The sequence below is a fragment of the Occultella kanbiaonis genome (assembly GCF_009708215.1).
Lineage (GTDB): Bacteria > Actinomycetota > Actinomycetes > Actinomycetales > Beutenbergiaceae > Occultella > Occultella kanbiaonis.
Genome location: NZ_CP046175.1, coordinates 5,261,351 through 5,279,755 on the forward strand (window position 1 = coordinate 5,261,351; position 18,405 = coordinate 5,279,755).

23 protein-coding genes are annotated in these 18,405 nt (G+C 71.2%); 15 read left to right on the forward strand and 8 right to left on the reverse strand.

What is annotated here, in order from left to right:
• Positions 1-150: 150 nt before the first annotated feature.
• From GKS42_RS24095 to GKS42_RS24105, 3 genes are all read left to right on the forward strand, one after another.
• On the forward strand, positions 151-501 hold the full coding sequence (locus GKS42_RS24095) for a DoxX family protein (RefSeq protein WP_154796135.1): 351 nt from the start codon (positions 151-153) through the stop codon (positions 499-501).
• 98 nt (positions 502-599) lie between these two features.
• Positions 600-1,577, forward strand: a complete 978-nt coding sequence (locus tag GKS42_RS24100) for a hypothetical protein (protein ID WP_154796136.1) — start codon at positions 600-602, stop codon at positions 1,575-1,577.
• Between the two features lie 37 nt (positions 1,578-1,614).
• The gene (locus tag GKS42_RS24105; RefSeq protein WP_154796137.1) at positions 1,615-2,307 is read left to right on the forward strand and encodes a hypothetical protein; all 693 of its coding nucleotides are present in this window, start codon (positions 1,615-1,617) and stop codon (positions 2,305-2,307) included.
• Positions 2,308-2,389: 82 nt separating this feature from the next.
• On the opposite strand, the gene GKS42_RS24110 is transcribed toward GKS42_RS24105, so the two are convergent.
• Positions 2,390-2,935, reverse strand: coding sequence for a DinB family protein (locus tag GKS42_RS24110; protein ID WP_154796138.1), 546 nt, complete (start codon positions 2,933-2,935; stop codon positions 2,390-2,392).
• A gap of 172 nt (positions 2,936-3,107) precedes the next feature.
• Here GKS42_RS24110 and GKS42_RS24115 point away from each other — a divergent pair, with 172 nt between their 5' ends.
• Positions 3,108-4,013: a GNAT family N-acetyltransferase gene (locus GKS42_RS24115; RefSeq protein WP_154796139.1), complete on the forward strand. Its 906-nt coding sequence runs from the start codon at positions 3,108-3,110 to the stop codon at positions 4,011-4,013.
• Positions 4,014-4,071: 58 nt separating this feature from the next.
• On the opposite strand, the gene GKS42_RS24120 is transcribed toward GKS42_RS24115, so the two are convergent.
• Entirely contained in the window at positions 4,072-4,842 is a 771-nt protein-coding gene (locus GKS42_RS24120; protein WP_154796140.1) for a hypothetical protein, read from the reverse strand.
• A 305-nt stretch (positions 4,843-5,147) separates the two neighbouring features.
• Between GKS42_RS24120 and GKS42_RS24125 the strand changes: the two genes are divergently transcribed.
• Positions 5,148-5,672: a CGNR zinc finger domain-containing protein gene (locus GKS42_RS24125; protein WP_154796141.1), complete on the forward strand. Its 525-nt coding sequence runs from the start codon at positions 5,148-5,150 to the stop codon at positions 5,670-5,672.
• 128 nt (positions 5,673-5,800) lie between these two features.
• Positions 5,801-6,211, forward strand: a complete 411-nt coding sequence (locus GKS42_RS24130) for a cupin domain-containing protein (RefSeq protein WP_168217973.1) — start codon at positions 5,801-5,803, stop codon at positions 6,209-6,211.
• Positions 6,212-6,227: 16 nt separating this feature from the next.
• Here the strand turns inward: GKS42_RS24130 and GKS42_RS24135 are convergent, their stop codons facing one another.
• From GKS42_RS24135 to GKS42_RS24145, 3 genes are all read right to left on the reverse strand, one after another.
• Positions 6,228-6,764: an AAA family ATPase gene (locus GKS42_RS24135; protein ID WP_154796143.1), complete on the reverse strand. Its 537-nt coding sequence runs from the start codon at positions 6,762-6,764 to the stop codon at positions 6,228-6,230.
• A 68-nt stretch (positions 6,765-6,832) separates the two neighbouring features.
• Positions 6,833-7,627 (reverse strand): ABC transporter permease, encoded by a 795-nt coding sequence (locus tag GKS42_RS24140; protein WP_154796144.1) that lies wholly within the window; start codon positions 7,625-7,627, stop codon positions 6,833-6,835.
• Entirely contained in the window at positions 7,620-8,618 is a 999-nt protein-coding gene (locus GKS42_RS24145; protein WP_154796145.1) for an ABC transporter ATP-binding protein, read from the reverse strand. The genes GKS42_RS24140 and GKS42_RS24145 overlap by 8 nt, the downstream gene beginning before the upstream one ends.
• A gap of 95 nt (positions 8,619-8,713) precedes the next feature.
• Here GKS42_RS24145 and GKS42_RS24150 point away from each other — a divergent pair, with 95 nt between their 5' ends.
• The 6 genes from GKS42_RS24150 to GKS42_RS24175 all read left to right on the forward strand — a co-directional run bounded on the left by GKS42_RS24150 (position 8,714) and on the right by GKS42_RS24175 (position 13,053).
• Positions 8,714-9,424 (forward strand): TetR/AcrR family transcriptional regulator, encoded by a 711-nt coding sequence (locus GKS42_RS24150; RefSeq protein ID WP_154796146.1) that lies wholly within the window; start codon positions 8,714-8,716, stop codon positions 9,422-9,424.
• Positions 9,425-9,593: 169 nt separating this feature from the next.
• Positions 9,594-9,893, forward strand: a complete 300-nt coding sequence (locus GKS42_RS24155; protein WP_154796147.1) for a DUF1540 domain-containing protein — start codon at positions 9,594-9,596, stop codon at positions 9,891-9,893.
• A 129-nt stretch (positions 9,894-10,022) separates the two neighbouring features.
• Positions 10,023-10,403, forward strand: a complete 381-nt coding sequence (locus GKS42_RS24160) for a RidA family protein (RefSeq protein WP_154796148.1) — start codon at positions 10,023-10,025, stop codon at positions 10,401-10,403.
• Between the two features lie 81 nt (positions 10,404-10,484).
• On the forward strand, positions 10,485-10,862 hold the full coding sequence (locus GKS42_RS24165; protein ID WP_154796149.1) for a YciI family protein: 378 nt from the start codon (positions 10,485-10,487) through the stop codon (positions 10,860-10,862).
• The gene (locus GKS42_RS24170) at positions 10,859-12,097 is read left to right on the forward strand and encodes an RNA polymerase sigma factor (protein WP_154796150.1); all 1,239 of its coding nucleotides are present in this window, start codon (positions 10,859-10,861) and stop codon (positions 12,095-12,097) included. The genes GKS42_RS24165 and GKS42_RS24170 overlap by 4 nt, the downstream gene beginning before the upstream one ends.
• A gap of 101 nt (positions 12,098-12,198) precedes the next feature.
• Complete coding sequence (locus GKS42_RS24175; RefSeq protein WP_154796151.1) at positions 12,199-13,053, forward strand: phosphotransferase family protein; 855 nt, start codon at positions 12,199-12,201, stop codon at positions 13,051-13,053.
• 32 nt (positions 13,054-13,085) lie between these two features.
• Here the strand turns inward: GKS42_RS24175 and GKS42_RS24180 are convergent, their stop codons facing one another.
• On the reverse strand, positions 13,086-13,976 hold the full coding sequence (locus tag GKS42_RS24180) for a sigma-70 family RNA polymerase sigma factor (protein ID WP_154796152.1): 891 nt from the start codon (positions 13,974-13,976) through the stop codon (positions 13,086-13,088).
• 96 nt (positions 13,977-14,072) lie between these two features.
• Between GKS42_RS24180 and GKS42_RS24185 the strand changes: the two genes are divergently transcribed.
• On the forward strand, positions 14,073-14,867 hold the full coding sequence (locus tag GKS42_RS24185; RefSeq protein ID WP_154796153.1) for an SDR family oxidoreductase: 795 nt from the start codon (positions 14,073-14,075) through the stop codon (positions 14,865-14,867).
• Between the two features lie 2 nt (positions 14,868-14,869).
• On the opposite strand, the gene GKS42_RS24190 is transcribed toward GKS42_RS24185, so the two are convergent.
• Both GKS42_RS24190 and GKS42_RS24195 read right to left on the reverse strand, forming a co-directional pair.
• On the reverse strand, positions 14,870-15,484 hold the full coding sequence (locus GKS42_RS24190) for a GNAT family N-acetyltransferase (RefSeq protein ID WP_154796154.1): 615 nt from the start codon (positions 15,482-15,484) through the stop codon (positions 14,870-14,872).
• 56 nt (positions 15,485-15,540) lie between these two features.
• On the reverse strand, positions 15,541-16,296 hold the full coding sequence (locus tag GKS42_RS24195) for a class I SAM-dependent methyltransferase (protein WP_210769262.1): 756 nt from the start codon (positions 16,294-16,296) through the stop codon (positions 15,541-15,543).
• 152 nt (positions 16,297-16,448) lie between these two features.
• On the opposite strand from GKS42_RS24195, the gene GKS42_RS24200 reads away from it, so the two are divergent.
• Together GKS42_RS24200 and GKS42_RS24205 are read left to right on the forward strand one after the other, a co-directional pair.
• Positions 16,449-17,366 carry a DUF4349 domain-containing protein gene (locus GKS42_RS24200; RefSeq protein WP_154796155.1) on the forward strand — a complete coding sequence of 306 codons (918 nt, stop codon included), beginning with the start codon at positions 16,449-16,451 and terminating at the stop codon, positions 17,364-17,366.
• Between the two features lie 42 nt (positions 17,367-17,408).
• The gene (locus GKS42_RS24205) at positions 17,409-18,377 is read left to right on the forward strand and encodes an epimerase (protein ID WP_154796156.1); all 969 of its coding nucleotides are present in this window, start codon (positions 17,409-17,411) and stop codon (positions 18,375-18,377) included.
• Positions 18,378-18,405 lie beyond the last annotated feature (28 nt).

An 18,405-nucleotide genomic window follows, 5' to 3' on the forward strand; every position in this document is an offset into this window, starting at 1 on the left:
CATGGCGGTGGTCGGGGCGATCGATTCGATCCGCTGCTCCAGCTGATCCCGGTCGGGGGCGTCGCGGTCGGCGCCGGCCGCGCCACGTTGCGGGCTCCCGATCCAGGCAGGATAGGGCTGCTGCTCCAGACCCAAGCAAAAGGAATGTCGATGTCCGCCGCCACCATCATCGTGATCGTCATCACGGTCGTCATGAACACCGCGGTAGTGATCGGGGACATCGTGCAGGCCAAGTTCGTGATCGCGAACTCCAGAGAGGTCGGAGTGCCCGACGCCTGGCTGCCGGCCCTCGCTGTTCTCAAGGGGGCCGGCGCGGCCGGCCTCGTCGTCGGCCTTGCAGGGCTTCCGCTGATCGGGATTCTGGCCGCCTCCGGGCTCACCCTCTTCTACCTCACTGCGCTCATCGCGCATGTTCGTGCTCGCGTCTTCCACAGCATCGCGTTCCCGACACTCTTCTTCGCGTTCGCGCTCGGATCCCTCGTACTCCTCTTGGCGGCCTGATGTGCACCCGGACGGGAACGGCTCTCACCCGCGCGAGGGAGGTCTCTCACACTGCCGGGTGAGGCGACCTCCCGACGCGCGGTAGCAGGCTCATTCAGATGAGCGACAAGGGGCAGGCGTCGGTGGTCGACGATGGGGCGGTGTCGCCGGGCTGGGTGCGCGCTCGCCGCATCGCAGGTTTCGGGGCGGCAGGCACGATGTCCTTGTACCTGGCCGTCAAGGTCGCGTGGGTGATCGGCGCGTTCCTCGGCGCGGTGCCCGGGGCGTTCGACACCAACCCGCGTGAGTGGATCGCCCTCAACGTGATCACCGTCGGGATGGCCGCGTTCGGCGTCGCTCTCGGGCTCGCTTTCGCGCAACCGTGGGGAAGACGTCTCCCGGGCCGGTTGGTGATCGGATTCAGTTGGATCGCGAGCGGGTTCCTCGTGTCGCTGCTGCCGTACTCGGCACTGTCGGCGCTGCTGGGCGCGACCGGGGCGGAATCGGGCAGTGGGAGCGATCCGTTTCCGAGGTGGGAGTCGGCGCTCATCATGATCGGCTTCACCGGCATGGCTGTCGGGCTGCTCGTCGCCGTCCCGGTCTACATGCGCGAACGCTGGCCCCGCGCATTCACGGGCAGATCGGGCGGTGGCGAGGTCGCCTCGGCGAGGTCGCTGGCGTTCACGGTGGCAGCGGCCGCGGTCCCGACGTTGCTCTGGATCTATTGGGCAGCGGGCGGAACACTCGGCCTCAACCCCGACGCGCTCGGCCTGTGGAACCTCGACTCGCGGCTCCTGGTGGGGACGAGCGCGGCCTGGGCCGTCGTCGGCGCATGGAGCGTCTGGGCGCTGTCGGGCCGTGCCCGCGCACGTCTGCCGATGTGGCTGCCGATGACGGCGGGCTTCGTGGCGTCGGGCTCGCTCTTCGCCTGGAACGCATGGCGTGTGCTCTGGCTGCTGGTCCCCATCACCGAGCTCGAGCCGCTGAAGTCGCCGGTCGCGGCCGGGATCGAGCACTCCACGGCCATGGTGGCCGGCTTGGCGATCATGGCGCACCTGTTGCGGGCGTATCGGATCAGTGAGCGCGGCGAGCGTTGATCCGTGACGCGCGGTTCCCCCCCGCCCACCATCACAGATGGGCCTGCTCGTTTCCGAGCGATACTGTGAACATGAACCACGGTGCAGGAGCAGGCCGGTGAAAGCCGTCTCCGTCGCACGGCACCACATCTTCGATCTCAAGTACCGCCTCGGCGACCTGAGACACAGCGCGATCCGCGAGGCCATGGTGGTCCGGGTGCGTCCCTCGGCGTTGCTGGTCCTCGCGCCCCACAGCGTCACCCATCATCGAGGGGGTCGCGAGAAGGCCGCCGAGTTCTGGACCGGCGCCGTTGCAGAGAGCGTCGCAGAGGCGTTCGGTGGCTCATTGATCAGTGCCATCGGCTCCCGGGAGGAGACCGAGACGGCAGCCAGCGACGACGCCTTCAACGAACTCGCCAGGCACGTCGTCGGGGCGACCGGAGCCAGTTGGGTCGTCGACATCCACGGCTTGGCAGCGAGGCATCAGGTCGACATCAACATCGGCACAGCGGGCTGCCGGGGTGACAGCGGCGTCACGCGCTTGGTCCAGTCGCTGGAACGCACCTTCGACGTGTCGGTCGACACGCCCTTCGACGGTTCGCCGGGACTGGCGCGGTCCCTGGCCGACAGCACCGGAGTTCGTGGGGTCCAGCTCGAGCTGGGCACGAGGCTGCGGCGGGATGCGGTCACCTCCGCAGACCTGAATGCGCTGGTCGACGGCCTGGCTCTGCTCGTGGCCGACGGCCGCTGAGTTCTGGACTCCCTCTGCCACGAACGACGTCAGAGCTGCCACCGACTCAACCGTGCGGTGCGCCCGGTTGCACCCCGCCAGGTCATTCGTGGCGGCGTCGGTACAGATCTCGAAGCAGTGCGATCTCCGCTCCGTGGTGGATCTGTTCGTCGAGCAGGATCCGCACCACTTCGCCGGCAGTCATGGGTTCCCCCAGGTGACTTGGACGTGGCTCGCCGAGGTCGTCGTCATGCGCACCATCGAGCCACGTCATCAGCGGCTCCCGGCTGGCTCTCCAGTCAGCGAGTGCCTCGACGGCGGTTCCGTGAACAGGCAGGTCGGGAAAGTCTCGGATCCCGGCTCCGAAGGCATGCTCGGTGTAGATCCAGTTGTCGGCGGTGATGTGGACCAGCCGCCACCCGATCGTGGTCACCGGATGAGGCTGTGGCGGGCTGAACTCGTACTGGTAGGTCCACCCGCCCGGATGCTCGGGATCGGCGATCAGGTTCCACGAGTCGGGCACGGGCTCCCACAGCAGCTCGGCATCTGAGAGGCCGACACAGCGTTGCTCCAGCCTGTCAGCGGAGAGCTCCCACGCCCGCCGTAGCAACCGCACGCCGACCTGCCCTCGAGGCTCCACAAGCACCATGGTCTCGATGCGAGCCCCAGGGAAGCAACCAGTGCGTCGTTCGGGTAGGTGGACCTCTGAGTGTGTTCCGACCCGTCGGCGCCGGCAGGCTTATGCACTCGCAAATCGCGGACGTCGCGCCTAGCCTCCCAATGCTCGGCCGATCCGTCGCTGCGATCAGGGAGTTGCCCGAATGACACTGCTCGAGTCCTACACGAGCGACCAGACGGCGCAGGTCCAGCGCGCGCTCTCCGCGTGGTTCCCCGCAGGGACGCATCCCGGAGGCTTCGGTTGGGAATCGGCCACCGATCAGTTGCCGTCCGCCGTCTGCGTCGCTCGCGATGGTCAGGGGCGGGTCGTTGGCTGGGCCGGGCTCGCCGACGGTGAGGGTCGCATCGAGTGCGGACCCGACGACGCGAGCAGCGCCGCGGTGCTGGCGGACTGGTTGGTCGAGAATGCGGGCGGCACCAAGGTGAGCGTTCCGGTGTACCACGCGCGCCCACTGGTCCGCGGTGCACTCACGGCGCGCGGCTTCACGGACGACGCGAACGCCGGTGCCATCGCAGGGTTGGTCCACCCCGCAGGCGACGTGGACGTCGACGTGCCGGACGGCTACCGGATCCGGGCGATGGATCCTGATGAGGACGCCGCCCGTGTGCAGGCACATCGGCGCGCCTGGAAGCCCGCGCGAATGCCCTATCCGGAGGAGATCCGCAGCGGGATTGATCCCGAGGATGAGAGCCGCTTCACCGAGCAGGCATTCTCGGTCATGAAGCGAACCTGGCTGTACGACCGGGAACTCGACCTGGTCATCGAAGCGCCCGATCGCTCACTGGCGGGGTGTTGCACGGTCTGGTTCGATCCCGAGACCGGTTGGGCGGAGATCGAACCGCTGGGAATCGTTCCGGATCACCGCCGGCACGGACTGGCCACGGCGCTGGCCCTCGAGACGTGCCGTCTGGTCGCCGCCCGCGGCGGCCACACCGTCTTCATCAACAGCGCGCCCCTGCCGTACTACCCGGCTCCGTGGGAGACGTACCTGCGAGCCGGCTTCAGCCCACTGGATCGCGGGACTCACCTGACCACGGGTACTGCGTGACGCCGGGCTACGACGAGCTCACGGGAGTCACCCTCGCGCCGACAGGACGCTCCGAGGTTCATCCGTGGTCCGGTGCCAAGCGATAGGTGCGCTTGGACCCGTAACTGGTGAACCCGAGCCGGGCGAGGATCGGCGCGGAGGTGTCCACCAGCGCGTTCACCAGGGCGAGGGTGCAACCGAGGTCCGCAGCGACCGCCAGGCGCGCGGCCGTGGCCGCCCGGTAGGCGTCGCGACGGCGGACCTCTGGAGCGGTGCAGGTTCCCCACAGCCGCGCCACCTCGCCGGCACGCGTGACACCGCCGGTCGCCGCCGGCACGTCGTCGACGTACGCGACGACCTGGAATCCGGTGCGCCGGTCGAGCGGCTTCGTTGCCTCCCGCACCTGCTCGCGCAGCTCCTCGTCCGTCGGCGGGGTGCCGCCCCAGACCCGCGTGGCAACTGCGGTGGCGTCGCGGACGGTCTGCTCGGAGTCGACGAGGGCGCATCGCACCGATGGGTCTACGGCTGTCGGTGGCACAGGTAGGGCCCGTGCCTGGATCTCGGTGGCATCGTGCAACGTGGCGCGGCGTCCGATGAGGAACTCCTTGAGCTCACCCTGGTCATCGGTCACGGTCCACGCGATGGATGCTGCGTCGTGTTCAGCTGCAAGCTCCTCGACCCTGTGCCAGGTGCCCTCGAGATCGGTGCCGGTGGACCATGTCACCGAGACCGAACGAGCCGGCGTCACGACGGCAGTCAGCCGCCCGGGGATCTCGACGAGCTCCGACCCCGGAGGTGCCCACGCCCACTCCTGCGATGCGCGCCTGACCTGTTCGCGTGACCACGTCATTGCCACAGTCTGCAGGTCGCGGGCGAATCCGGGTGATCGAAGATCCCGGCGGCGTCACCGGGCGGGTCCCGATGCGACGCCGAGCAGCATGCTCAACGGCGCGGGCGGCGTGTCATGGCGCTGCTGAAGATCCACCCGGCGGAGGCCGCAGCTTCCGCACCTCACGTAGACGACATGCCCCGACGAGGTCGGGTGCCGCGACTCCGTCGACCAGGCGTGTTCGTGCTCGGCAGTTGCGACTGGGCGATGCGATGGGGATCGGGTCTGGCTGGTGGTCATGAGATCCACCATGGTGTAATGGTCTTATGCATCTCAACCCTTACGGCGAGTATGCGGTCCTGCTCGCGGCCTCCCTCGCCAACGAATGGCCCGCCGACCGCCGCGGGATCGAGGCGAGGACCCGCGCGTTCGGCATGACGATGGCGTTTCCCGAAGCACCGGACGACCACGACGGCGTGCGGAGCGTCATCGACGACTGGCTACGCGTCGTCGACGCCGCCGATCCGGATCGGCGTGCGGAGCTGCTGAACGCGGAGATGGCCGCGGCCGCGGCCTATCCGCGGCTCACCGACCACGACGACGAGGGGTGGCACCTGCACTACCGGGACGACCCCCAGTCCCTCCCCTCGGTCCTGCGAGCCGTGATCAGCGTCGGAACCTCGCTCCACCTCGTCACCCGCGGGATGCACCGGCTCGGGCGGTGCGCGTCCGAACCCTGCACGGCAGTCGTGGTCGACATCACCCGCAACGGGCGGCAGCGCTACTGCTCCGTGCGCTGCGCCAACCGTGCCGCCGTGCGAAGGCACCGCGAGCGAACCCTCGCCCCCTGAAGGACCGGGTCGGCGCCGTCGGCCCCCCGGATCGCGGCAGTCGACGGTCGGGACGTGGTGGTGGAGCATGGCCGATGACGGATCACGCTCGACCGGGGGCGTCGGTCCACCCCGGAGGGAGACCTCGCATGACGGATGAGCACATCGCACTGAGCCCCGCCCAGGTCCTGCAGGTGAGGCATCATTCGGCCGAGGCCCTCGAGCTGGAGTCGATCTGGCAGCCTGGCGAGCCGCCGCCACGGCACTGGCACCCGCACCAGCGGGAGGAGTTCGAGGTACTGGAGGGCGAACTCACCGTGGAGCTCGGTCGGGCCGAGCCCCGGGTACTCGGAGTCGGTCAGAAGGTCACGATCTCGCCCCGCACGCCGCACCGGATGTGGAACGCCGGACCTGGCCAGGCGCGCGCGAGCTGGCGGATCACGCCACCGCAGCGCACGCTCGAGCAGTTCCGGTTCATGGCTCAGGGGACGGCACTGCCGCGGGCGGTGCGGATGCTCTGGGCGTTCCGACACGAGTTCCGTATCGGCCCGGCACTCTGACCGGCCCACCGTGCGGTCAGGCGGTCAGGCGCCGTTCGACCTCCGCCAGGACGGACGCGACGCACTCCTCGGGCGAGGTCGACTCGACGTCGAGGAGGAGGTCACGTTCGAGGCCGGGCAGTTCGCCCTCGAAGTGCCGGTAGACGCGCTCGAGGAAGTCCCGGTCCTTGCTCACCCCGCGCGTGGGATCGCCCTGGGCACGCTCCCAGGAGCGCCGCACCTCCGCGACGAGGACCACCGTGACCACCGCCGTCTGGGCGGGCACTTCTGCGAGCACCCGCGCCACCTCCGCCCGGGACGACGTGCCCTCGTCGACCACGACGTCCAGCGGCACCCGGACCCAGTGGCCGACCAACCGCGCGTGGATCTCATGCGCCCAGTCCCAGTCCGGCAGGGTGGGCAACGCCATCTCGGCGACGGTGTCCAGATCGACGAGCGCCACGGTCCGGCCCTGCTCCCGCAGGCGCTTCGTGACCGCGTGCGCGAGCGTGGACTTCCCGGCCGCGATGGGTCCGCTGATGAGGACAAGTACCTTCGCCGCGTCTTCGGTCACGCGGCCATCCTGCCGGTCCGGGTGGCGGCCACCCCAGGGAATTCATTCGCGAGCGAGCGAGCGGCGGGTCACCGCCTGCGCACGAGCGCCCGTACCGAGATCACGACGCCGGCAGCGGTCCAGGCCAGGAGCACCGCGAGGTCGCGCAGGCTCGCACCGAACACGTCGGAGGCAAGCCCGGCGCGGAGCAGATCGGCCGCGGGCCGGACCGGCAGGATGTCGTGCACGGCCTGGAACCACTCCGGCAACTGGCCGACGCCGAACGTGACCGGCGAGAACAGCAGCACGAAGAACACGAGCACCTGGCTGACCAACTGCGCCAGCATCGGAGGCAGGCTCACCGCGATCGCATAACCCACCGCCGTCGCCATGAGCGTGACCAGGAGCGTGGCGGCGATGAGCACGGGCCAGTCGAACGAGAGGGCGATGTCGTAGCGCAGCGTCGCGACAAGCACGCCTACGGCGACGCTGGGCAGGCCGATGAGCAGCCATACGGTGAGGTCGGCCGCGAGTAGCAGCGGCCGGGCGACGGGCAGCCCGCGCATGTAGGTGAACGTTCCATCGGTGCGGGACCGGGAGACTCCCTGGGGCACCATGACCAGCCCGATCGTGAGCAGCAGCACGGTTGGGGCGCCGGTCGAGAGGAACAGCGCGGTCGCGGCATCGATGTTCGGGATGAGGAATCCGAACCCGACGACGATCCCGGCGGCCAGCATGGCCTGGACGACGATGATCAGCGGCAGCATCGCGCCGATCTGCGCAAGCGTCCAGCGCAACAGCGTGAGGTAGGTGGTGGCGAGGCTGACCTGCACGGGCGCTGGCGGCCTCGGGTTGGCCCGATCGGCGACGGCGTGCTCAGACATGGGCGGCCTCGGTCCCGGTCGATACCGGCTCGGCGTCGTCGACGTCGCTCGAGGTCAGGGCAAGGTAGGCGTCCTCGAGCGTTGCCGGGCCGAGGGCGTATCCGTCGATCAGCTCCCGTTCGCGCAGCGTCGCCGCCCACAGGACGGCCGCGGCGGCGGCGTCCGTCGGAACGGTGTGCAGCACCCGGCGACCGGAGCGAACGGTGCGGCGGGTCGGGAACGGCAACGGTCCGCCGTCGGCGGCCTCGAGGTCGACGGCGTCCGGTGCGTACTGAAGCTCGAGGCACAGGTCGCTGCCGGTCGTGCCGCGCAACCGTGCGGGCGAGCCCGCGGCGACGACCTCTCCTCGGTGCAGGACGACGAGATCGTCGACGATCCGTTCCGCCTCCGCGACGTTATGGGTCACCAGCAGCACGCCGGCACCGGCGTCACCGCGGCGACGCACCGCCTGCCACAGCAACCGACGGCGTGCGGCGTCGATGTCGTTCGTGGGCTCGTCGAGGATCACCAATGGTGTGGGCGCGGCGACGGCCATCGCGAAGGCGGTGAGGCGTCGGATCCCGCCGGAGAGCCCCCGGCCCTCCGGCAGCGCTCGACGGTCGAGCCATTCGCCGATGTCGAGTTCCTCGGCGAGACTCTCCGCGGCCGCACGTGCCGCGGTCGGGGACAGGCCACGGATCCGCCCGGACATCTCGATGGCCGATCGAGGCGTGAGCCCGTCGATCGGTGCCTGGCTCTGGGGCTGGAGGGCCACGGACCGGCGGGCGGTCGCGGGCTCAGCCACCGCATCGACGCCACCGACCCTGATGCTGCCGGCGTCGGGCCTCAGGAGGCCGACCACCTGGGAGACGAGCGTCGTCTTCCCGGCGCCGTTGTGACCGAGCAGCCCGACCACGGCGCCCGGCCGCACGCGCAAGGACACGTCGTCATTGGCCACCACGGCACCGAAGCGCCGGGTCAGGCCGTCGACCCGCAGGACATCGTCGTTCATGGCGCCACTTCCTTGGATACCGTCGGTATTGGAATACTGACGGTATCTGCGTACCGTCGGTACGTCAATCGTCGGATCCCGCCTAGCATGGGCCGATGACCACCGCCCCCCGCTCCCGCCGCGACCAGCAGCAGCAGACCCGGGACGCGCTCGTGGTCGCCGCCCGGGGCGCCTTCGCCGAGCAGGGCTATCACGGCGCGAACCTCGAGACGATCGCGCGAGATGCGGGCTTCTCCAAGGGCGCCGTGTATTCCAACTTCGACGGCAAGGCGGACCTGTTCCTCGCGGTCATCGACGCCAATATCGAGGTGGCGTTCGCCGAGGGAGGCTGGAACGTCGGTGAGCACCACCAGGCATTCGAGGGCGGCCCCGAGGAGTCACACGGCGAGGAGGCCTCGGAACTGATCGCGGGATTCGCACTTGCCACCCTCGAGTTCATCGCGACCGCCGCCCGGGACACGCGCCTGCGCGAGCAGATGGGCAAGCGCATGACGATCCTCGTCGAGGGCTACACCACCGTCGCGGCGCAGTCCCGATCCGAGCGCGACCCGTTGCAGTCCAACGAGCTGGGAGCGCTCCTGGCCGCCCTGGACGAGGGTGCGGCACTGCTGTCCCTCGGCGGCAGTCACGCGATCGACCAGCGTGCCCTGCGCATCGGAATGCGCCGACTCCTCACGCCCGGACCGATCGAGGAGTCGACCGCGGGAGTCGGCGAACCGGCGCTGCACGACGACGCGCTGCGGCAACGGTTCGCCGATGCGATCAGGGCGGGGCACGCCGGTCCCGATGCAGCCGACGAACGTTGAATGATTTACGGATTGGCGACGTTACGTTAATGCCGTAGGGCTTTCGCATTGCGGCTGTGAGGTTAATGCAGGAATTGGACTTAGGCAGTACTGCCTTGCTATACACCGTGGCATTTCGGGTTTACCTTGAGGTTATTCCTGGTTCGAACCTCGCCCCAAGGAGAACGTCATGACCTCGCTCGCCGATCTCCCCTCCGTCACCGAGTGCACGGTGGCAGGCTGCTCCTACAACCACGACGGCTGCCACGCCGCGGCGGTGACGATCGGTGGCACCGGCGTCGACGCGCAGTGCGCCACCTTCATCCCACTCACCACGAAGGGTGGGCTGTCCACGGTGCTCGCCGCAGTGGGCGCCTGCCAGCGCGTGGACTGCGTGCACAACGTCGACCTCGAGTGCAGCGCCCCCGCCGTCCGGATCGGCGCCGGCACCGACCTGGCCGACTGCCTCACCTTCGAGCCGCGCACCTGAGGCACGCGCACGGCCCCCGTGGCCCAGCGCTTCTGTGTGCCCTCCGGCGACCTTCCCACTGTCTCACCGGCGTGACAGCCTTGCACCGAGTCGCTGCCCCATGCGCGCGACCGGACGAGGGGAAGACCGATGCTGAGAGCACTCAACCCGGCGAGCGTGCCGGTGTCGCCGTTCTACGCCCAGGGCATCGAAGTCACTGGGCCACAGAAGCTGGTATTCGTCTCGGGCCAGGTCGGCGTCGACGCGCAGGGGCGGACCGCCGAGGGCATCGCCGCACAGGCAGCCCAGGCGGTCGCCAACCTGGGCGCCGTACTGGCCGAGGCGGGCCTCGGCCCTGAGTCGATCACCAAGATCACGATCTACCTGACCGATCCCGCGAACGTGGAACCGTTCATGGCCGCGGCCGGACCGACCCTCCCGCCCGACCCGCCCGCGACGACCCTGCTCATCGTCCAGGGTCTGGCCGCGCCGGACCTGCTCGTCGAGATCGAGGCCATCGCGGTCGGCTGAACGGTGCTGCCGGCACCTGTCCATCGGGCCGACGCTCGATCGTCATGGGTGTGTCACCACCCACGAGGAAACGAGAGACCAATGCGATACACGATCCTGCTGCACTACTCGGAAGAGACCGACGAGACGCTCGGCGAGGAGGTCATGACCGAGGGCCGACGGGCGTTCTCCGCCTACGCCCTGGCACTGCACCAGGCCGGGGTCCTGCTCTCCGGCGAGGTGTTGCAGCCATCCACCAGCACCACGACGCTGACCACCGTCGACGGTGAGCTCCGGATCCAGGACGGCCCGTTCGCCGACACGAAGGACCAGCTCGGTGGCACGTTCGTCATCGACGTGCCAGATCTCGACGCCGCACTCGAGTGGGCTCGGCAGGCCCCGGGCGTCGCCTGGGGCGCCGTCGAGGTCCGCCCGGGCGCGACCTACGTGCGCGACGGCGGGTGGGAACCGAACGCGTGAACACGACCGAGGCGCGGGCGGCCGCCGAGCGCGCCGCCCGCACCTCCTACGGCCGGCTGGTCGCGATCCTGGCGGCACCCACCGGGGACCTCATGCTCGCCGAGGACGCCCTGTCCGACGCGCTCGAGCGTGCCCTGCGGACGTGGCCCGAGCACGGTGTGCCCGCCAACCCGGACGGCTGGCTCCTTGCCGTCGCCCGCAATCGCCAGCGCGACGTGTGGAAGTCGGCCGCCCACCGCACCAGGGCACCGCTCCCGGCCGACCCGGGTGACACCGCGCCGCTGACGTCGCCGCTGGACGCCCTCGACCCCGACGCCATCGGCGAGCGCCGACTGGCACTGCTGTTCGTGTGCGCGCACCCGGCCATCGACGCGGCGGCCCGCACCCCACTCATGCTGCAGGTGGTGCTCGGCCTCGACGCCGCCAGGATCGCGCGGGCGTACGGGGTGGGCGCGGCGGCGATGGCCAAGCGTCTGGTCCGGGCCAAGCGCCGGATCGCCGACACCCGGATCCCGTTCGCCGTTCCGGGACGCGGTGACCTGGCGCAGCGGCTGCCCGGCGTCCTCGAGGCCGTGTACGGCAGTTATGCGGTCACGCTCACCGGCGGTCCGGAGGAGGCGCCACTGCGGTCCCCGGACTCCCTGGCCGGCGAGGCCCACTACCTCGCCGTCACGCTCGCCACGCTGCTCCCGGACGAACCCGAGGTGCTCGGCCTGGCCGCGCTGATCTCGCTGTCGCTGGCCCGGTCGCCGACTCGGCGGGCGGACTTCGTCCCGCTCGCCGAGCAGGACCCGGCAGCCTGGGACACGGACCTGATCGCCGACGGAGAGGCGTACCTCCGGCGGGCGTCGGCCACCGACCGGCTCGGACGGTTCCAGCTCGAGGCAGCGGTCCAGGCCGTGCACTGCGACCGGCGCCGCACCGGAGTGACGGACTGGCAGGCGCTGCGCACCCTCTACTCGGCGCTCGTGCTGCTCGCGCCGACCCTCGGCGCGCAGGTGGCACTCGCGGCAACGGTCGGCCGCCTGGACGGCCCCGAGGCCGGCCTCGCTGCGCTGCCCGATGGCGCCGACCTCTTCCAGCCCGCCTGGGCGACTCGCGCACACCTGCTCGGCGCAGCCGGGCGCGGCGAGGAGGCCGCGGTGGCGTTCGACCGGGCGGCCGCACTCACCGTCGACCCTGGGACCCGGCGCCACCTCAACGATCGGGCCGCCGAGTTCCGAGGTCCACGCTGACGAGTCCGGCACGGCAGCTCCGGCGGATTCCGCGATCGAGGCCGGCACAGCGTGGCCCGCACTCCCCGAAGGCCACGGTTGCGACTCGGTACCGTGGACCGATGACGACCGAGACCCGCTACGTCCGGCCGCCGCGGGAGACCCTCGACGCGCTGCTCGAGGAGGGATTCCGCGCCGCCGGCGAGAGCGCGCGCCCTCCGGACGCGACCTGGATCGAGGTCGGCTCGAGCACCCTCGTCGTGCTCGCCGGCCGCACCGCCCTGCGCGTCGCGCGCCAGCCGTCCGTTGCCGGCGAGCTGCGCCGGGCCCAGGCCCTCGTCGACGCCCTGCCGGCCCTGCCGTTCGCGGTGCCGGAGTCCACCGGCGAACCCGTGACCATCGACGGTTTCCAGGCCATCCCGACGCTGCTGGTCGAGGGCGAGCCGCATCCGCCGAACGAGGGCGACCCGGAGCCGATCCGAGACCTGCTGGAGGCCGTGCACTCCCTCGACCCCGGACCGCTCCGACCGCACCTGGCGCAGCCGCGATCGTTCATGGGCGGCGCCGACTGGGAGCAGGTGCTGCGCGATCGCGTCGTGGAGTTGCTGAGCCCGAACCTGCAGGACGAGGCCCGACGGCGCATCGATGCCCTTGCAGGTCTCGAGCCTCCGTCGGTGGTCGTCAACCACGGCGACCTCGCCGGCTCGAACGTGCTCTGGCACGACGGCCGGGTCAGCGGGGTCCTCGACTGGGACCTGACCGCCCTGGACGACCCTGCCGAGGACCTGTCCAGCCTCGCGTCCTGGCATGGCTGGGCGCTCGCGCCAGCACTCGCCGATCCCGCCACCGTTGCGCGCGCGGAGGTGTTCCGGCGGTCTGTCGGGTTGCAGCAGGTCGCCTTCAGCGTGCTGCACGACCGCCCGGCGGACGAGGTGGCCCGGGTCGTGGCGCGCGCCGAGCGGCACCTGGCCGCGTGAGCCCACTGGGCCGGCGGACCCGAGCGGCCCGCTCAGCCACCGAACGGCGGCAGCTCGAGGTCGGCCAGCCGGCGCGGGTCGGCGAGCACGTCGATGGCCACGACCAGCCCGTCCCGGACCGTGAACGCCATCACGAACTGCGGCGTCCCGTGCGGTGCGACCACCACCCCGGCGGCGCCGTTGACGAGGATCGGATGCACGAACGGTGAGAGCCGCGACGCGGTGAAGGCCTGCCGCGATACGGCAGCCGGCCCGTGCAGCGTCATCGACATCTGCGGACGGGACCGGCCGCCGTCGGACCGGAGCACGACGTCGGGGTGCAGCACGGCCACCAGCGCGTCGAGGTCACCGTCGCGGGACGCCGCGAAGAAAGCGTCCACGACCGCGCGCTGCGCCCGCACGTCCGGGTCGGGCTCGGTGGCCGAGGCGGCCACGCGCCGGCGTCCCCGGCTCGCGAGCTGCCGCGTCGCGGCCGACGAACGTTCGAGCATCGGGGCGATCTCGTCGAACGGTACGGCGAACATGTCGTGCAGCACGAACGCCAGCCGCTCGGCCGGCGGCAGCGTCTCCAGCACGACCATCAGCGCGAGGCCCACCGAGTCGGCCAGCACCGCCTCCTGCTCCGGGTCCGCTCCGGCCGCCGGCCCGAGCAGCGGATCCGGCACGAGAACGGCGTCATCGAGCCCGTCCTCGCGACGGTTCGTCCGCGCCCGGAGCCGGTTCAGGCAGGTGCGCACCACCACCGTGGTGAGCCAGCCCGCCGGGTTCTCGACCCCGGCCAGGCCCGCCCGCTCGGCGCGCAGCCAGGCGTCCTGCAGCGCATCGTCCGCCTCGGCGAGTGAGCCGAGCATCCGGTACGCGACCGCGCGCAGTCGCGGTCGCTCCCGTTCGAACAGCCCGGTGAGGTCGTCGCCGCCGTCCATGTCACATCCCTTCGTCCGTGCGTGTCACAGAAGTGACCCGCCGCGCCGGCCCGGTGTGACGGCGTCCGAATCCACCACGACCCACAGGAGACCATCATGACCTCCCCGATCCTGCTCACCGGCGGCACCGGCACCCTCGGCCGCCTCGTCCTGGCCCGGCTGCGCGCCGCCGACCACGATGTGCGTGTGCTCAGCCGTAGGCCGCATGACGACGAGCCGGGCGTCACCTACGTGCTCGGTGACGTCGCGACCGGCGACGGCCTCGAGGCAGCGTTCGAGGGCGTCCACACGGTGCTCCACCTGGCCGGCGGACCCAAGGGGGACGCCGCCGCCGCGCAGGTGGTCACGGAGCACGCACGACGTGCCCGGGTCGGTCACCTGGTCGCGATCTCGGTCGTCGGTGCCGACGCGATGCCGCTGCGGTACTTCCGGGAGAAGGCCGGGCTGGAGCGCGCCGTCGCCGCGGCCGAGGTCCCGTGGACGGTGCTGCGCGCGGCCCAGTTCCACGATTTCGTGCTGACGCTGGCGCGGTCCTTGGCGAAGCTGCCGGTCGCACCGGTTCCCCGGATGCGGCTGCAGTCCGTCGATGCGGACGAGGTCGCCCACCGGCTGGTGGACCTCGCCCTCGCAGGTCCGGCCGGCCCGGTGCCCGACCTCGTCGGCCCGGCGGTCTACGACGCGCCCGACGCGGTCCGGGCCTACCTTCGGGCCCGGGGCTCGCGACGCCCGGTCCTCCCCTTCGGGCTGCCGGGCAAGGTCGGCCGCGCCTACCGCGACGGCGCCAATCTCGCGGTCGAGCCGGTCATGCACGGCGAGCGCAGCTGGGCCGACTTCCTCGAGGATCGGGGCGGAGCCGACGCCGTGCCGCAGCCGCCGATCGCCGCGGCCTGACGTCAGAAGTCGATCCGCATGACGACCCGCCGCGGGCTCGGCTCACCGATCGCGACGAGTCCCGCCGCGGCGAACGCTGCGATGGTACCGACGTGCAGGTCCTGCTCGATCGTGCCCGCGGTCCTGGTCGGGTAGCCCTCGAGGGCGCGGGCGCCACGCTCTCGCGCATGGTCGACGGCGGCCCGCACCAGGGCATGGCTGATCCCCCTGCGACGGTGGCCGGCTCGGGTGAAGACGCAGGTCACGGCCCAGATCCCCGCATCGGCGCGATCCTCGTCACGCCCGGTCCACGGCACCCGCGCGACGCGGACCAGCCCGTCGTAGTGGGGGCGTGGTTCGACCGCGCACCACCCGACGGGTTCACCGTCGTCATAGGCGACGAGTCCGCTGGTGGTCTCCGAGCCGGGATTCTCGCACTCGGTCTGCTCCCGCAGCCGGGCCGCGCGCTCGGCGACCGGGAAGTTGGCGAACGCCTCGCCGCGGGCGAGCTTGTACCGCTGGCACTGGCACCGCGATCCTTCGCCGCGGGTACCGAGGATCGCCGCCAGGTCATCCCAGGTTGCCTCGTTCGCGGGCACGATCCGAAGGTCCGTGACCGCTTGGACGGTCCGTGGCATCGCACCGCTCCCCTCGTCAGGACTCGGCCCGCACGCCCGAACCGCTTCCGGCGAGCCTACGCGGGCAGCCGGTACACCGATACGTGGGACCGGGACTCGGCCGTGAACTCCGCACCGGCGAAGTCCGCGTGCCGGCTCTCCAGCGCGAACCCGGCGAGCCGGGCCATCAGGTCCAGCTCCGCTGGCCAGATGTAGCGGTGCGGGCTGCGGCCCAGCGTGGCCTCGCGACCGTCCCCGAACCGGAAGTGGTGGGAGACCACCCGCTGGTTCAACACGTCGTAGGTGTCCAGGCCCACGTAGCCGTCGTCGGCCTGCCACAGCGTGCCCGGGGCACCCGGCGGGAGCTTGCGCAGTTCGGGCACCCACAGCTCGATGACGAACGCACCGCCCGGCCGCAGGTGACGGGCCGCATTCGCGAAGCAGGCGACCTGCTCGTCCTGCGTGAGCAGGTTCGAGATCGTGTTGAACACGAGATAGACGAGACCGTAGTCGCCCAGGCCGGCGTCCGCCGTCGCCATGTCCCCGACGACCACGGGGAGCTCGGCCTCGCCGACCTTGGTGCGCAGCTGCGCGACCATCGGCTCCGAGAACTCGATGCCGGTGACCGGCACGTGCTCGGCCAGCGGGATCGCGACCCGGCCGGTGCCGATCGCGAACTCCAGGGCACGTCCGCCGTCGGCCAGCGCCGCGAGCCGCTCGACGGTGGGGCCGAGCACCTCCGGGGCGAACATGCCCTCGCCGGGGGTGTCGTAGTCGGCGGCCGCGGTCGCGTCCCAGAGCTCGGACTGGGTCAGGTCCTCGATGCGGGTCATGACCGCGATGCTCGTCGCAAGGTCCCTACGGCGTCCAACGGTTTTCGAGTGGGGTCACCGCCGGCGGATCCTGGTCACGCTCGCGGCACGGTTGGGCCACAACTTGGCAACAGCCGTTCCCCGCAGCCCGTTCGGCCCGTACGGTCCCGGTCATGACGCGACTGCGGTGGGGCCTCGCATTCCTTCTCGGCACGCTGCTCGTGGCCGGGTGCTCGAACGCCGGATCGGGATCCGGATCGGAGGGTGCAGGCGGCGATGCCGGCCACCTGTCGGGCGGCGACGGCGGCAGTGTCGCCGAGCAGGAGGCGGCCGACCGCGACATCAGCGGCGACACCCAGCGGCAGATCATCACCACCGGGTCCGCGACCGTGGTGGTCGAGGACCCGGCGGAGGCCGCGGACCGGGTGGCCCTGCTCGCCGAGACGGCCGGCGGCCGGGTGGACCAGCGTTCGGAGCGGGCCGCCGGATCCGACGGGCCGGACTCCCTCGGCTCGGCGCACCTGACCATCCGGGTGCCGGCCGACGAGGTCAACGCGCTGATCGACGAGCTGGACGAGCTCGGCGAGGTCCACGACCTGAACCAGAGCGCCCAGGACGTCACTCAGGTCGCGGTGGATCTGGACGCCCGGATCCTGGCGCTGCAGGCCTCCACCGACCGGTTGCTGCAGATCATGGCGGACGCCGCGGACAGCGGTGACCTGCTCGCGGCCGAGTCGGCGCTGAGCGAGCGGCAGGCGGAGCTCGAGTCGCTGCAGGCCGAGCGCGCGTATCTCGCCGATCAGGTCTCGATGTCCACGCTGGACGTCAACCTGGAAGCGCAGTACGAGCCGACCATCGAGACCGGGGGCTTCCTCGGCGGCCTCGAGACCGGCTGGCGAGCGCTGGTCACGTTCGCGAGCGGACTGCTGGTGTTCCTCGGTGTGATCGCACCTTGGCTGCTCATCGTGGGCGTGCCGGTGGCCGCCATCGTGTGGGTGACCCGGCGGCGGCGCCGGCGGGCGTCCGCGACCACCCCCACCCCCGGGAGCCCGGCGCCCACCGACGGCGAGGCTGCCCCCGATCTGACCTGACGCCGATGTGACACGGCCGGACCGGCGTGGTTGGGTCGCGATATGAACGAACGTCCCCGCGCCGTCGTCGCCGGCGGATCCGGCTTCATCGGTACCGCCCTGATCGCCGACCTGCGCCGCCGCGGCTACGACGTGGACCGGATCGGGCGGTCCGGACCGGACGCCCGCTGGGGCGATCAGGCCGAGATCAACGCGCTCGTCGACGGTGCGGACCTGCTCGTGAATCTCGCCGGCAAGAGCGTCGGCTGCCGCTACCACGACCGGAACCGCAACGAGATCTACCGGTCCCGGATCGAGACCACGCTGGCCCTGCACCGTGCCGTCGGGCGCGCCGCGCAACCGCCCCGACTGTGGCTGAACGCGAGCACCGGGACGATCTACCGGCACGCGATGGACCGGCCGCAGACCGAGGCCGCGGGCGAGCTCGGTGGCGGGTTCTCGGTGGACGTGGCCCGCAACTGGGAGCGTGTGTTCAGCCACGGCGACCTGCCCCGGACCCGCCGAGTGGCGTTACGGATGGCGATCGTCCTCGGCGACGACGGGGCGCTGCCGATGCTGCGCACCGCCGCACGGTTCGGGCTCGGCGGGCCGGAATACGACGGCTGGTGGCTGCCCCATCGCCGCTACCGCGGGATCGGGCCGCACCCCACCACGTCGAGGGGGGTCGATCACCACACAGGTGGGCGGCAGCGGTTCAGCTGGATCCACATCGACGACGTGCTCGCGGCCGTCGAGTTCATCGACACCCGTGCGGACCTCGAAGGTCCGGTGAACCTGGCCGTCCCGGCGACGAGCGACAACACCACGCTGATGGCAGGGCTGCGCCGGGCGGTCGGCGCCCGCGTCGGGCTGCCGGCGCCGCGATGGCTCCTCGAGATCGGGATGCTCGTGCTGCGGCAGGAGTCCGAGCTCGTGCTCAAGAGCCGGTGGGTCGCCCCCGAGAAGCTCCTCGCCGCCGGGTTCGAGTTCCGGCACACCGACCTCGAGGCGGCCCTGCGCGACCTCGCGTGAGCGGGGTCGCGGTGAGCGACGCCGTCGT

Bases quoted from the DNA above. Each gene is read 5' to 3' on its own strand.
- GKS42_RS24175 (WP_154796151.1), top strand. From the start codon at position 12,199: ATGACGACCGAGACCCGCTACGTCCGGCCGCCGCGGGAGACCCTCGAC.
- GKS42_RS24140 (WP_154796144.1), bottom strand. From the start codon at position 7,627: ATGTCTGAGCACGCCGTCGCCGATCGGGCCAACCCGAGGCCGCCAGCG.
- GKS42_RS24195 (WP_210769262.1), bottom strand. From the start codon at position 16,296: ATGACCCGCATCGAGGACCTGACCCAGTCCGAGCTCTGGGACGCGACC.
- GKS42_RS24150 (WP_154796146.1), top strand. From the start codon at position 8,714: ATGACCACCGCCCCCCGCTCCCGCCGCGACCAGCAGCAGCAGACCCGG.
- GKS42_RS24105 (WP_154796137.1), top strand. From the start codon at position 1,615: ATGGGCCTGCTCGTTTCCGAGCGATACTGTGAACATGAACCACGGTGC.
- GKS42_RS24180 (WP_154796152.1), bottom strand. From the start codon at position 13,976: ATGGACGGCGGCGACGACCTCACCGGGCTGTTCGAACGGGAGCGACCG.
- GKS42_RS24100 (WP_154796136.1), top strand. From the start codon at position 600: ATGAGCGACAAGGGGCAGGCGTCGGTGGTCGACGATGGGGCGGTGTCG.
- GKS42_RS24200 (WP_154796155.1), top strand. From the start codon at position 16,449: ATGACGCGACTGCGGTGGGGCCTCGCATTCCTTCTCGGCACGCTGCTC.
- GKS42_RS24155 (WP_154796147.1), top strand. From the start codon at position 9,594: ATGACCTCGCTCGCCGATCTCCCCTCCGTCACCGAGTGCACGGTGGCA.
- GKS42_RS24165 (WP_154796149.1), top strand. From the start codon at position 10,485: ATGCGATACACGATCCTGCTGCACTACTCGGAAGAGACCGACGAGACG.
- GKS42_RS24160 (WP_154796148.1), top strand. From the start codon at position 10,023: ATGCTGAGAGCACTCAACCCGGCGAGCGTGCCGGTGTCGCCGTTCTAC.
- GKS42_RS24095 (WP_154796135.1), top strand. From the start codon at position 151: ATGTCCGCCGCCACCATCATCGTGATCGTCATCACGGTCGTCATGAAC.
- GKS42_RS24130 (WP_168217973.1), top strand. From the start codon at position 5,801: ATGACGGATGAGCACATCGCACTGAGCCCCGCCCAGGTCCTGCAGGTG.
- GKS42_RS24115 (WP_154796139.1), top strand. From the start codon at position 3,108: ATGACACTGCTCGAGTCCTACACGAGCGACCAGACGGCGCAGGTCCAG.
- GKS42_RS24190 (WP_154796154.1), bottom strand. From the start codon at position 15,484: ATGCCACGGACCGTCCAAGCGGTCACGGACCTTCGGATCGTGCCCGCG.
- GKS42_RS24145 (WP_154796145.1), bottom strand. From the start codon at position 8,618: ATGAACGACGATGTCCTGCGGGTCGACGGCCTGACCCGGCGCTTCGGT.
- GKS42_RS24110 (WP_154796138.1), bottom strand. From the start codon at position 2,935: ATGGTGCTTGTGGAGCCTCGAGGGCAGGTCGGCGTGCGGTTGCTACGG.
- GKS42_RS24205 (WP_154796156.1), top strand. From the start codon at position 17,409: ATGAACGAACGTCCCCGCGCCGTCGTCGCCGGCGGATCCGGCTTCATC.
- GKS42_RS24185 (WP_154796153.1), top strand. From the start codon at position 14,073: ATGACCTCCCCGATCCTGCTCACCGGCGGCACCGGCACCCTCGGCCGC.
- GKS42_RS24125 (WP_154796141.1), top strand. From the start codon at position 5,148: ATGCATCTCAACCCTTACGGCGAGTATGCGGTCCTGCTCGCGGCCTCC.
- GKS42_RS24120 (WP_154796140.1), bottom strand. From the start codon at position 4,842: ATGACGTGGTCACGCGAACAGGTCAGGCGCGCATCGCAGGAGTGGGCG.